Here is a 12,743-nt window from a genome sequence, read left to right on the forward strand (position 1 = left end):
TATGAAAGGACAAAAACAGGAAAGTTATACATCGTCACTCGCAACTCTGACAATGCTTTTCTTCATGTGGGGATTTATCACAAGCGTGAACGATATTCTTATTCCGTTTCTAAGAGGCGTTTTTGAATTATCACACTTTGAGGCAAATCTTGTACAGTTTGCATTTTTCGGTGCATACTTTATAGTTTCGCTTTTGTATTTTATTCTCTCGCTTATCATAGGCGACCCTATTGCGAAAATTGGATATAAAAACGGTATTATTATAGGGCTGCTGCTTTCTGCAATTGGCTGTTTTCTTTTCTATCCGTCAGCACAGTATCACCTTTTTGGTTTCTTCCTTGCGGCTCTTGCTTGCATAGGATTTGGACTTACCCTTCTGCAGATTGCCGCAAACCCTTATGTGGCAATGCTCGGCAAGCCGGAAACTGCTTCGAGCCGTCTGAATCTCGCTCAGGGATTTAATTCTTTCGGCACGACCATAGGACCCGTAATAGGCGGATTTCTTATATTTAATTATTTTCTTACTGAAGCAAATCCGGGAGCGAACTCAGTAAAAACTCCGTACATTATTTTCGGTGGTCTTTTTCTTGTACTTGCAGTTTTCATACAGTTTGCTCATTTACCGCCATTTACTGGTCACGACAAGATAGAGCGCAAGCCCGTTGCTCTGAAGCATTCGAATCTTTTCTGGGGTATGTTTGCAATCTTTTTCTACGTTGGTGCGGAGGTTTCTATAGGTAGCAATTTAATAGCTTTTATGAGCCTTGAAAACATTGCTGGTTTCAGCGAAGAAACGGGCAGCAAGTATGTGGCTTTTTACTGGGGTGGGGCAATGATAGGCAGATTCCTCGGATCAATATCTTTAAGCGAAATGAAAGCATCCAAGAAATATCCTTTGATGTTTCTCGTCGGAATTGTTCTGTTTGTTATTATATTTACGATTACTAAAACAGATTTCGAGAATGTTTGGTATTATCTGATATTTCTTGTTGCTAATTATTTTATATTCATCCTCGGAAAGTCTATGCCAGCAAGAACTCTCGCAATCTTCAGTCTATCTGCAATAGTTCTGCTTGGGGCGGGTCTTCTTACTTCGGGAATGATAGCTTTGTGGTCTGTGCTTGCCATTGGACTTTTTAATTCAATCATGTGGTCAAACATATTTACGCTTGCAATCGATGGGCTTGATAAATACACGTCGCAGGGTTCATCTCTGCTTGTCATGTGTATCGTAGGAGGTGCAATACTGCCGCTTTTACAGGGACTGCTAGCCGATATACTCGGAGTTCAGAACTCGCTCATAGTTCCGCTGATTGCATACACTTATCTGATATTCTACGGTTTGTTCGGGTATAAAAAGAAATTTAATGGAGAAACAATATGATAAATACAGTTGTCGGAATAGATGTAGGCGGTACTAACTCACCTTTTGGATTTGTTGATAAGGAAGGAAAAATTATTGCAAAGGGTTCCATTAGAACAGACGAATATGAAAAGTTTGATGATTATCTTAATGCGTTGATTTCGGAAATTAAAAGGACAAACAGAGAACATAATCTATTAAAGATTGTCGGATACGGTATCGGTGCACCGAACGGCAATTACTACAAAGGTACGGTCGAAAACGCACCGAATCTGCGATGGAAGGGAAAGATTGAGTTTGCGCATATGATGACAGAAAAGACGGGGTTGAAAGCATATTTAACAAACGATGCAAACGCGGCAGCAATCGGTGAGAAGGTATTCGGAAACGCAAAGGGTATGAATGATTTTATCGTTATTACGCTCGGCACAGGACTTGGTAGCGGTATTTTCTGCGGAGGAAAGCTGCTTTACGGTTCAACAGGATTTGCTGGCGAACTGGGACATACTATAGTTTTAGAAAACGATCGTCTTTGCGGGTGCACAAGGCACGGCTGTCTTGAAACTTATGCATCAGCAACGGGAATAGTAAGAACGGTAATTGAAAAACTTTCAGGAAGCGGGATTGATTCTTCTTTAAGAAAACACAGGGAAGATGAAATTACATCAAAGTTAATACATGAAGCTGCGGTTGCAGGGGATAAACTTGCACTCGATTCGTTCGAGTACACAGGGGCAATACTTGGTAAAGCACTCGCAAATGCCGTAGCATTTTCAAGTCCTGAAGCAATCTTTCTTTTCGGCGGACTGGCAAATTCGGGTTCATATATATTTGAACCCACCGTACGTCACATGGAAGAAAACATGCTCAATAATTTTAAGGGGACTGTAAAAGTACTGCCGTCAGGTCTTCAGGAAAACACAGCTGCCATACTCGGTGCAGCAGCACTCTGCTGGAATGAAGTAAGTTAAGTTGCTGTAAGAAGGAATGACACCTATAAATTCACTTAAGTCTCAGTTCTCTTGATTTCCATTTCCCGAGTTTAAACCAAATTGTAATAATCACACCCTTAAGTACAACGGTTGAACATATTGCAATCCATATTCCGTTTAAACCCCATAGCATTCCGAATAAATAAGCGAACGGTATTCTAAGTGCATTCATCGGCAACCCTACAATTGCAGGCGGCAGCGAGTCACCAGCACCCGAGAAGGCACCACTGAGAACAACTTCTGCAGCGGAAAATATCAGCACTGAAGCTGCAATTTTATTGTAAACGGAAGAAACATTTATCACGTCTGCATCATTTATGAAAAACATTGCCACCTCTTTGCTGAATAAAAATAGCAGTATGCCGTAAACTGCCATGACAATTGAAGCGTATCCGAGAATCTTGAATGCTAATTTTTCAGCTCTGTCGGGATTTCTTGCACCAATGTTCTGACCGACGAGTATAGAGCTTGCGAGAGAAAAACCGACAGTAATCTGATATGCAAGAGATTCAGACCTGTGGCCGATTCCAAGTGCTGCGAATGCTGTCGTGCCGAAATCGGAAACAAACCGTGACACAAAAACATATATAAGAGAGAAACCGACTCCGTTTATCGCAATGGGCAAGCCTATTCTGAATGTTTCAAATATAATGTCCTTGTCAAATCTATATTTTCTGACAGAACAAATCAGATCTCTCTTTTTCAATATATAGTATCCTGCAAAGAAAGCAAGTGAATAAGCAGCGATGGTTGACATAGCTGCGCCCGTCATATTCATTGCTTTAATAAATCCAAATCCAAATATAAATAACGGTGCAAGAAAGAAATTCATGCTAACGGCAAATACAAGAAGATACATCGGAGTTTTCGTATCACCTGTTCCCCTGAATATAGCAGTTGTTGTTGAAAGAAGTGTTATCCCTGGAAAACCTATCAGTAGGGTTATCAGGTATTCATTGCTGAGAGCGGACTGTTCTTCTCCAATATTCATAAGTGTGTTAAAGTAAGGCAGAACCGGTATCAAACACAAACTTAACATCACAGTAAAGAAAAACGTATTAACAAGATTATACGTGGATATCTTTTTTTCAAGTTCAGTATTCTTTGCACCTGTCGATTGTGCTATTAGAGAATTTGTCCCCGTAGCGATCATCTCGCCGAATGCAAGGAAACCCCAGATTAAAAAAGTTGCCGTTGTAAGAGCTGCAAGTGGAAGCTTGCCAAGCTTGCCAACCCAGAATGCATCAACAATGACAAACAAAGACCTTACTATTGTCTGCATTACAGCGGGTATAGCTAAATTGAGTATTAGTTTTCTGTCTGACATATTTAAGGAGTATCAAGATAGGAATTATTACCTTTTATAATAATTCAAAAACAACATTTGTTTTATTTTATATGCACAATACCCGTTCTTTTAGTAATCTTTATACTCACTCAAGGTCAATATTATCGTTAAAAACTATCTTTTACTTTATGTTTGTAATAGGTATTTTTTTCAAATTAAAGGAAAAACGTAGAGGATTGAATAATAACATATTAGACCGAATAATTGCTGATATTGAGAATAAAAACTATGGTTCAGCTATATCAGATTGCAATGCACTTATTGAACAGTTTCCAGATAACATAAAGCTGTATGAAATCCGATCTGTCTGCTATTATGCCACAGGTGACTTTGATTCTGCTATTGATGACTTGTCGGTTATTATTCAGAGGTTATCGGATTCTCATGATGATGATAATTACTTGTTGAGCCTATACAAAAGGCGCGGCAGGAATTATATGAGAAAACAGGAATGGGGCTCTGCGGTTGATGACTTTGTAAAAGCAATTAATATAAATGATACCGTTCCCGAAGTTCATAACAATCTTGCAGTTTGTTATAGAAGAGTTGACAACTTTGAGGATGCATATATTCATGCTACAAAAGCAATCGAGTTCAGGAGTAACTTTCCCGAAGCTTATAACAACCGTGCAAACATAAATGTATGTCTTCAGAATTTCGAGGACGCAATTTCGGATTATTCGGAGTCCATAAATCTGAATCCCCACAATCCAAAAACTTATTATAACCGAGCAAGCATTTATTATGAAATCTTCAACGACCTTGAAAACGCAAAAGAGAATTTCCTTGCTTCCGTAAAGCTTAACCCTGATTATGAAAAGGATATTTGCAATGAATACCCCGAACTAAAAGAAATACTTTTTGAAACTCAGGAAGATGTAACAGACGGATTTCATAATGAAGAGCAATATAATGATGAATCCGATGAAACAAATGAAAAAAGCTTTTCGGGAGAAGAGGATAAGAACCTGGATGAAATAGAAAACTTGATATCGAAGTTTGATGATACTAAAAAGTATACAGAAGACTCCTCTTCAGATACTAAACGTGCAGATGAAGAAATGGTCGTTCCGGAATTTAACTTTAAATCAATATTCAGAAATCAGGAACAAACTGACGATTCCCAATCAATCGAAGAACAAAATCAGGCAGAGATAAAACCGGTTATTAGTGATGATGTCAAGAGTCTTCATGACGAAATAATTTCTGATTCAGAAATTAAAACTTCTGAAACTATAAACTTACCCGATTTTAATGAGGTAAAAAAACCCGCTCCGTATGTTCCTACTTCACGTAAAACTACGTCGGAGAAAAAGAGTCTCTTTACTTCACCGTTGTTTTTTACATCAGTCTTTGTCCTTATTGTTGCAATTATTTTGTTGACGGTCTTGAAGCTGCAAAACACTTATGAAACTCAGCCTGTTACCACACTTACAAACCAGGAAGAACCGAAACATGAAGTAAATGATGAACCAAAGAAAGAAGTAGAAGAGGAACCGAAAGAAGAGATTAAACAGGAAAAAAAAGAAGATAACAAGGAAACTCAGAATCCGCCGGTTCTTGAATCTAGAAATCTTGGATTCATCGGAAGTAAACAGTCCTTTGTATTGTTCAGCGAACCCGATGGTTATTATGTCCAGATAGGTTCGTTCAGAGAAAAGTCAAAAGCTGAAGAGAGGCTGAAGCTTCTGACCGGACAAAATATAAAAGGTGCAATCGTTGAGACGGATTTAAAAGAGAAAGGTATTTATTACAGAGTGCGTGCTGGTGCGTTTATAAATGAAGAAGAGGCAAAACAAGTAACTACAAAACTTGAATGATAGAAGTTAACTTTGATAAAATTACTAAGCTTTCTAAACAGGAAAGATATTCTGAAGTCCTGAGTCAGGTGGAAGCTCTGCTGAAAGATGAAAATAATCTTATCGCTAATCTATCCAACGTTGTTTCGTTACTAAAGTACAGTTTTGATTATTACCTTTGGGTAGGATTCTATTTCTACGATGCGGAAAGGAATAATCTTGTCCTCGGTCCCTTTCAGGGCAGAATTGCTTGTACAAGAATTGAAATTGGGAAAGGTGTATGCGGAACTGCTTTCAAAAACGGAGAAACATTAGTAGTTAATGATGTGAACAAATTTCCCGGACACATATTCTGTGACAGTTCTTCAAAATCCGAGATTGTAGTACCGGTTTTTAGAAATGATAAGATTGTAGGTGTACTGGATGTTGATAGTGCCGTCTATTCTTCGTTTGACGATGTTGACAGAAAATATCTAAATGAACTTTCTTTAATAATATCGCGAATATTTTAAAGTGAACGCTCAAACGCTGTTAAATAAATCGAGAATAAAAAGCTCTTTCAGTAAAGAGCTTTCCGAGAACATTTTCCGTTTTTTATTTGATGAGGTACGAAGGATTATTAAAGAGGAAAAACATATTTCGATTTCAGAACTCGGTGATTTTTCAATTGTACACAGAAAAATGCAGACACGAGTCGATGAAGGAGGACGTGCTGAAATACTATTGCCGCCGAAAGATAAAATTATTTATAATCCGTCTGATAGTTTAATCAACAGAATGAAGAATGATGATTAAACCGGAGCTCGTAAGAAATATTGTAAACAAATTTGAAGTAGGGGAGGCGGAAGTAGCATCTTTCGTTGACAATATTTTCGTATCAATGTCCGATGCACTTAGAAAAGGAAAAAACATAAATATCCCCGAGTTTGGAAAGTTTAAGGTAATTAGTAAAACGAAAGAGGGAATTAAACAAAGATACATATCTTTTTCCCCGGTCAGGCAGTTTGCTGAATCTGTTAATGACAATTTTAACAATCTTCAACCCCAGATTACAAAAGCAAGAAACTTAAAGAGCAATGAAATCCTGACAATACGTGAATGTATGTCTGATGAGGATGACGAGGATTATCTCCGATTTATTTTTGATGAAGAGCTTGATACTCAGGTTACCGAGGAAACCCCTCCCGACATAATTTCTGTCTCGGACTCGAATGTTAACGAAGATAACTCGGTAGCAAAAACCTTTAATGGGAGCACTGAAATTATTTCCGAAGACGCAACAATATTCGCAGATTCTATTGATGAAGAAAAGGCTGACACCGAATCTGCTTTTGAACTCCCTCATAAACAAAGAAGGTTTTTACATGACCTAAAGGATGATTTTAGTACTGAGGATATCGATAATGAAATTACAGATCTTATTTTTAAAAGAGACGAACTTCTGAAAGAATTAGAATTGTCAGAAACTTCTTCAGACGTTAAAGAAGAAGAAACATCTCCGGAATCAGAACTTTCAGATGACGATATAATAATTCCGTCAAGTGAAGAATCGGAACCAAAGGTAACAGAAGATGATATTATCATCCCGTTAGAAACCGCCGAAGATAAGGAAACTGGAAAGGATGATGATAAAACTCCTGAATCTTTAGATAAACCCGAAGAGAGCAGTGAAGATATTAATAAACATCTGATTCCTGAAACAAGTAATGTAGAGTTACGCATATTTCAGAAACTCCTATCAGACCAACCTTCCGAGCAAAAAGATGATGTTCTTTTGAAAAAATCCGAACAACAACAGGATGTTATTTCTTCTAATGAACCCGCAACTCTCACTGATGCTCTGGATAATCTTCAGAATGAAAATATTATTCAGCCTTTGGATACAAGTGATAATAAGGAACCAAAATCTTTCAACGAAGTTTTCGTTAGCAAAGAGCCTCAGTATGGTGTTAAATCGGTTACTCCAAAAGAAAAGAAAAAACCGCTTAGTGTTTTCATGAAAGTTTTAATCTATACTTTTTTCATTGCGTGTGCCGCAGGAATAAGCTTTTTCTTGTATAAAACACTTTTTGAAAATTTGGCAAGCACGGGTATTATTGAAAATTTGAAGTTGCATAATTCCGATTCGCTAAAAAATCACTTTGCAGATGATGAGCATGTAAAAGGGGAAAGTGTGTTGATTGAGAATGCCAACGGAAATATCTTTCGTAAAATTGACCCCTTTGTCTACATAGAAAATAATGTATGCGATAATATTGGAGAAGCTTCAGATAAAGAAGCAAAACTAAAATCTAACCTCGTCTCGTGCCGGATTGAAGCTTTTATGACGCTTGATAATGTTATTCAGTACAGGGTGCTTGTTGGTCCTTTTGAATCACTAGAAATAGCTAATCAGTACAACCTTGAAAACAAATCCGTGTTGAATTCAGTTAAATAAGCTGTATCGTTTTCATTGCTGTACTTTTCTTTTTAAAATCCTTTCAGTTATCGCAGCTATAAATATCAGTACCGTTATAATCAAAAGTATGTCAGGGAATAAATAAGGATTTCTTGTGTAAAAGGTGATATCTCTACTCAATCCAATATCTCCGCTTATTATAGCTTTCTGATTTATTTCGGTCTCATCGTAAATATTTCCGTATGAATCAAGAAAACATGAGATTCCTGTGTTTCCGCATCTTGCTATCCATCTCCTGTTTTCAATTGCTCTTAAAACAGCAAATTGTTTATGCTGATGAGTTCCGAATAATTTTCCCCACCATCCGTCATTCGTTATAATTACCGAAAATTGTGAACCCTTTTCCACGAATGAAGCAAAATATTCAGGATATATCGTTTCGTAACAGATTGCTGTGTTGAACTCTGCCTTATCTCCAAGTTTAAATATTGTGGTATCTCGGCCAACTTGAAACGAACTAATACCAACAGACCATCTTATTATATCCCTGAAAAAAGGAATCTTTTCCTGATAAGGCATTCTCTCACTCGCTATGACAAGCTTGTTCTTCGCGTATTTCTGATGAGATACTCTTTCTTCATAAGGATTTATAAGCACTGCTGAATTAAAAGAATCGTATTTCTGACCCGATGTTTTATTTATTTTCGAATCCGGTTTTGCTATTATGCTGTCGTTGTAGTATACAAGGTCAGGTGTACCTATTAGAAGAGGTGTCTTTATGCTGTCGATCGTATTCTTTATCAAATCATATTTATCCGTGTAGTAATCATTAAGAAGATAAAAAGGAGTTGCTGTTTCAGGAAATATTATAAGGTCTGATTTTACCGATGCACTATCGGTTACTCTAAGCAGTTCAACATAGTCGTTCACAAGCTCGTTTTGTTTTGAACCCCATTTTTTCCAGGGATTTACATTTGGCTGAACAATGCTTATTCTTAACTTTCCCTCTGAATAATTTCCGTTATGCTTGTTGTATGATTTTGCTGTAATACTGTAAATATCAGGAAGGAAAAACAAAACAATAATAATTAATGATATGTAAATTACTTCTTTTCTTTTTAAAAATACTGGCAATGACTCTTTGCTCACAGAAGCTTTTTCAATTATCAGATAAAGCAGACATCCGATATTCAGCACCCAGAAAGATATTCCGTAAACCCCCGTTATTTCTATGAATTGAATTTTATGTAATGCCGTAGTAAATGCATTTCCTGCCGTTACCCAGGGAAAACTTACTTCGGGCAGTGCGTAAAGATATTCTATTGTAACCCAAATAAACGGTAAAGTAAATACAACCGCAGATTTTAAGTATGCTGCAAGTCTTTTCTGTGTATAATAATAAAGAACCAACGGCAAAGTCAGCAGTGCACTGTGAATCACTATTGTTATAAACCCGCCGGCAATCAGAAACTTATCTGCTCCTTCCCTAAGTCCGCTTAAACTTATCCATGAAACTGTCACCATTTCGAACGACAGGAACGTAAAGTATGACCTTAAAAATACTTGTTTAAAATTCCCTGAATTGTGAACCGTGTAAATAAGTAATGCAATCCCTATGAAGTAAAGCGTGTAAATGTTGATGGGTGGAAATGCTAACGCAAGACTTAGACCTGTGATTATATAGAGTAAGGTTCTTTTAATCTTCAAATCAGTTCTTTAGAATTTTATACTTTTTGTTAAACGAGTCCCAGAGGAACACAAAGAACATTCCTATTGAAACACCTATTATCATACCGATGAAAACGTCGGATGGGTAGTGAACCCCGACAAACACTCGCGAGATAGCCATTAGGAATGCACCGATGTAAAATGAAATTGAAAACCTTGGGTAGAAATGTGAGAGAACCACCGCTCCCGCAAAGTTGTTTACTGCATGTGAAGACGGGAACGAAAAGGATTGCGTGCATCCCACGAGCAATCTGACATCCGGCAGTACATTGCAGGGACGTATTCTTTCCACTGCATTTTTTATGAGATTACTGCTGATCTGATCGCTTGTTGCTACAAGCAGTATAAGTACTATCGCCACTATCCTACCGCGTTTCCCCGCACCTATCAAAAGGTAAAGAAACATGATAGCATAAAATATTTTCCAGTGGTTCAATTCTGTAATAAACGGCATCAGAAAATCCGTTGCTGGATTCGCAATCGTCTTGTTTATAAAGTAAAATATACTGACGTCTATTCTGTAAAGGAAATCAATCATTACTTGTGTATTATCGTTACTGTCGTTGCGGAACACCCCTTCTTTTCTCCGATAAACCCAACTTCTTCCGAAGTGGTTGCCTTTATCGAAACATTCTTGCAGTTTATTATTGCTGAAATCTTTGCTGCCATGTCTGGGATGTACTTTGAAATCTTAGGTTCCTCAAGCAAAATCATCGAGTCAGTGTTGCTTATTTTCCAACCGTCTCTCGAAATAAGATCGTAAACTTGCTTCAGTAAAACAAGACTGGAAATATCCTTGAAAGCAGGGTCAGTGTTCGGGAACTGATGTCCGATGTCTTTATGTCCTGCAGCGCCAAGCAGTGCGTCGCATAGTGAATGTAGCAAAACATCGGCATCCGAGTGTCCCTCAAGCCCTGTAATGTGTGGTATTTCCACTCCGCCTAATATTAGCTTCCTTCCGGTTGCGAGCTTGTGTACGTCGTAACCGTATCCTATTCTGAAATTATAGTCTGACATAAATTCAAATTAGAACTTTTATTGTTTTAAAACAATCAAATTTGCAGTAATAATCCTGATTATCCCGCATTCAAACCAATCCTTATCACGCCCTCGCCGTATTTCTGTTTAAGCTTGTCAAGATGATAAAACGGGATGTGAGTGCGTCTTGTGAATAATTCAAGGTTACAGGAGTTTGTATCCTCGTGAAGGTCAAAAACCGTCATGCCGAACATTCTTGCAGGCAGATTCTCATTCGGCTGAGGAAAGTTTTTCAGAATTTCAAGTGCCGATTCATATACTATCCGGTCGTCGTTTGTGTGCGATGGAAGATGCATGTCTCCGGACGCATACCTCAAGTTCCCGTATCTTAATACAAAGTATAAATATCCCGCAACAAGTTTCTTGTTGCGCATTTTCCTGCAAAGGTACTCTGCAACACGTCTGACTTCATTCTTTACCTCATCGATATTGTAAATGTTGTTGGTAAGCGTGTGATGGTGGTTTAGTGACTTCTCATGCGTTGACCTCCTGAAGATTTCCGATGAGTCCTCTCCGCGTGCAAGCCGTCTGAAAACTATTCCGTTAACTCCGAATTCCTTGCGAAGCACGCCCTCCGATGAGTTTACAAGATCTCCTATGGTGAATATGTTCATAAGGCTCATGCGTCTTCCTATTCTTGCCCCGACTCCCCATAGCCTTCTGACGGGAAGTGGATAGATTTTCTTCTCTCTGTCATCAGGCGTTATTACAGTCAGTCCGTCAGGTTTTTTAAATTTTGTTGCCATCTTTGCGTATGACTTATTGTATGAAACCCCTACGCTGCATGTGAGGTCTTCCATCTCGAGTATTTTATCCTTTATACGCTGTGCAAATTCCTTCGCCTCCTTAAAGTTCTTCACAAAGTCAGAAACATCAACAAAATACTCGTCAACACTATACTGCTCCGTGAATTCCGGCGGAACAAACGTCCGCAATCCTCTCATAAGATTCTGTATGATTACTTCATACTTTGGACCGTAACAGGGAAGTGAAATAAGCTTCGGACAAATTTTCTTTGCCTCCCAAAGGCTCATGCCTGTATCAATTCCGAATGTCCTCGCCTCGTAAGATGCCGTCATCACAATTCCTTTCATGCCGGTTGTGCTTCCGACTGAAACAGGCTTTCCTCTAAGGTTTGGATTGTCCCTCTGCTCTACTTGTGCGTAAAATGCATCAAAGTCAATATGAAGGAAAATCTTCGGTTTGCATAGTCCAAGATGCGGGTTTAAGTCTCTGTAATGAGGAAAAGAGTAAAGCGGCATCAGCCTTATCCTCTTGTACATCGCGTCGTAGCCCTGCTCGCTGCGCGGTATGAAGAATGATGAACTAATCTTATCCATATGATATATATTAAAGGTTAATATTCTATGGCATAAATATATATGGTATATTTGTAAATATCAAGTCATCAGAAAATAATTGCTGGGAGTTGCTAAAATTAATCCTTTGCAGGTTATTCGTAATTAGCGGAAAAAACGACCTATTATTAAGGTTTCACAGCTGTAAATTCCCGTGAAACCTCTAATGTTCAGTCGAAAGAAGTTTTATATTTTGTGTCCTGAAAATGCTTATTGAAGCTGATGTACGCTGGTTCTTTCCGTGCGCCTTTCCTTCCCGCTTTCTTTCTTCTCCTTTTTCACCACCTTATTAAGGCTTCCTTTAAGATAGCAGTCATAGCATACATCAAGCACCATGTCGTTATAGATATCCACATACTCTTCATGAATCGTGTATATGTATTCGTCGTCTTCAAGAACTATCTCGAAATCATAAGTGCCCGCATCCAGAATCATATTGAATGACTCGAACGGTTCGAGGTCGTAGTATACCTGATTCCGGCTCCATCCGTGGTTTCCATAATCGTACGTACGGAAATATAATTCCGTCATGTACATATCGTTGTTGTTATTGTAAACAGAGACGTTGTATGATGAGTTATAGATAAACTGTTCGCATCCGTTGATGAAAACCGCAGAAATCAAAATTCCAAGTAGTATTAATTTCTTTCTCATTTTTGTCTCCTTTACTGTTGCTTTACTTCAATTCTTAGACAATCAGTATTGCAATTTAGGTTTAA

The 12,743-nt window shown here is 38.1% G+C and carries 12 protein-coding genes; 6 read left to right on the forward strand and 6 right to left on the reverse strand.

Annotation, left to right across the window (positions count from 1 at the left end; genetic code table 11):
* Window position 1: 1 nt before the first annotated feature.
* Together WC644_07515 and WC644_07520 are read left to right on the forward strand one after the other, a co-directional pair.
* A complete protein-coding gene (locus tag WC644_07515) occupies window positions 2–1,384 on the forward strand; it encodes a sugar MFS transporter (protein ID MFA5011791.1) in 1,383 nt (460 codons plus the stop codon).
* On the forward strand, window positions 1,381–2,334 hold the full coding sequence (locus WC644_07520; GenBank protein ID MFA5011792.1) for an ROK family protein: 954 nt from the start codon (window positions 1,381–1,383) through the stop codon (window positions 2,332–2,334). The genes WC644_07515 and WC644_07520 overlap by 4 nt, the downstream gene beginning before the upstream one ends.
* Before the next feature lie 31 nt (window positions 2,335–2,365).
* Here the strand turns inward: WC644_07520 and WC644_07525 are convergent, their stop codons facing one another.
* A complete protein-coding gene (locus tag WC644_07525; protein ID MFA5011793.1) occupies window positions 2,366–3,682 on the reverse strand; it encodes an MATE family efflux transporter in 1,317 nt (438 codons plus the stop codon).
* Window positions 3,683–3,879: 197 nt separating this feature from the next.
* On the opposite strand from WC644_07525, the gene WC644_07530 reads away from it, so the two are divergent.
* The 4 genes from WC644_07530 to WC644_07545 are packed head-to-tail and all read left to right on the forward strand — an operon-like array spanning window position 3,880 to window position 7,939.
* On the forward strand, window positions 3,880–5,523 hold the full coding sequence (locus WC644_07530; protein MFA5011794.1) for a tetratricopeptide repeat protein: 1,644 nt from the start codon (window positions 3,880–3,882) through the stop codon (window positions 5,521–5,523).
* Complete coding sequence (locus WC644_07535; protein MFA5011795.1) at window positions 5,520–6,014, forward strand: GAF domain-containing protein; 495 nt, start codon at window positions 5,520–5,522, stop codon at window positions 6,012–6,014. The genes WC644_07530 and WC644_07535 overlap by 4 nt, the downstream gene beginning before the upstream one ends.
* A gap of 1 nt (window position 6,015) precedes the next feature.
* A complete protein-coding gene (locus WC644_07540; protein ID MFA5011796.1) occupies window positions 6,016–6,297 on the forward strand; it encodes an HU family DNA-binding protein in 282 nt (93 codons plus the stop codon).
* Window positions 6,287–7,939: an HU family DNA-binding protein gene (locus WC644_07545; protein ID MFA5011797.1), complete on the forward strand. Its 1,653-nt coding sequence runs from the start codon at window positions 6,287–6,289 to the stop codon at window positions 7,937–7,939. Before WC644_07540 ends, WC644_07545 begins: the two co-directional genes overlap by 11 nt.
* A 12-nt stretch (window positions 7,940–7,951) precedes the next feature.
* On the opposite strand, the gene lnt is transcribed toward WC644_07545, so the two are convergent.
* The 5 genes from lnt to WC644_07570 all read right to left on the reverse strand — a co-directional run bounded on the left by lnt (window position 7,952) and on the right by WC644_07570 (window position 12,678).
* Window positions 7,952–9,607, reverse strand: a complete 1,656-nt coding sequence (lnt, locus tag WC644_07550; GenBank protein MFA5011798.1) for an apolipoprotein N-acyltransferase — start codon at window positions 9,605–9,607, stop codon at window positions 7,952–7,954.
* A 1-nt stretch (window position 9,608) separates the two neighbouring features.
* The gene (locus WC644_07555) at window positions 9,609–10,202 is read right to left on the reverse strand and encodes a phosphatase PAP2 family protein (GenBank protein ID MFA5011799.1); all 594 of its coding nucleotides are present in this window, start codon (window positions 10,200–10,202) and stop codon (window positions 9,609–9,611) included.
* Window positions 10,166–10,645 (reverse strand): 2-C-methyl-D-erythritol 2,4-cyclodiphosphate synthase, encoded by a 480-nt coding sequence (ispF, locus tag WC644_07560; GenBank protein MFA5011800.1) that lies wholly within the window; start codon window positions 10,643–10,645, stop codon window positions 10,166–10,168. Before ispF ends, WC644_07555 begins: the two co-directional genes overlap by 37 nt.
* A gap of 59 nt (window positions 10,646–10,704) precedes the next feature.
* Window positions 10,705–12,006 (reverse strand): DNA polymerase IV, encoded by a 1,302-nt coding sequence (locus WC644_07565; protein ID MFA5011801.1) that lies wholly within the window; start codon window positions 12,004–12,006, stop codon window positions 10,705–10,707.
* A 228-nt stretch (window positions 12,007–12,234) separates the two neighbouring features.
* Window positions 12,235–12,678: a hypothetical protein gene (locus tag WC644_07570; protein MFA5011802.1), complete on the reverse strand. Its 444-nt coding sequence runs from the start codon at window positions 12,676–12,678 to the stop codon at window positions 12,235–12,237.
* Between the last annotated feature and the right edge of the window lie 65 nt (window positions 12,679–12,743).

Source organism: Ignavibacteria bacterium (genome assembly GCA_041649015.1).
GTDB lineage: Bacteria > Bacteroidota > Ignavibacteria > Tepidaquicellales > Tepidaquicellaceae > CAIKZJ01.

Coding starts and splice junctions, on each gene's coding strand:
- WC644_07515 (MFA5011791.1), top strand. CDS start 2: ATGAAAGGACAAAAACAGGAAAGTTATACATCGTCACTCGCAACTCTG.
- WC644_07520 (MFA5011792.1), top strand. CDS start 1,381: ATGATAAATACAGTTGTCGGAATAGATGTAGGCGGTACTAACTCACCT.
- WC644_07525 (MFA5011793.1), bottom strand. CDS start 3,682: ATGTCAGACAGAAAACTAATACTCAATTTAGCTATACCCGCTGTAATG.
- WC644_07535 (MFA5011795.1), top strand. CDS start 5,520: ATGATAGAAGTTAACTTTGATAAAATTACTAAGCTTTCTAAACAGGAA.
- WC644_07545 (MFA5011797.1), top strand. CDS start 6,287: ATGATGATTAAACCGGAGCTCGTAAGAAATATTGTAAACAAATTTGAA.
- ispF (MFA5011800.1), bottom strand. CDS start 10,645: ATGTCAGACTATAATTTCAGAATAGGATACGGTTACGACGTACACAAG.
- WC644_07565 (MFA5011801.1), bottom strand. CDS start 12,006: ATGGATAAGATTAGTTCATCATTCTTCATACCGCGCAGCGAGCAGGGC.
- WC644_07570 (MFA5011802.1), bottom strand. CDS start 12,678: ATGAGAAAGAAATTAATACTACTTGGAATTTTGATTTCTGCGGTTTTC.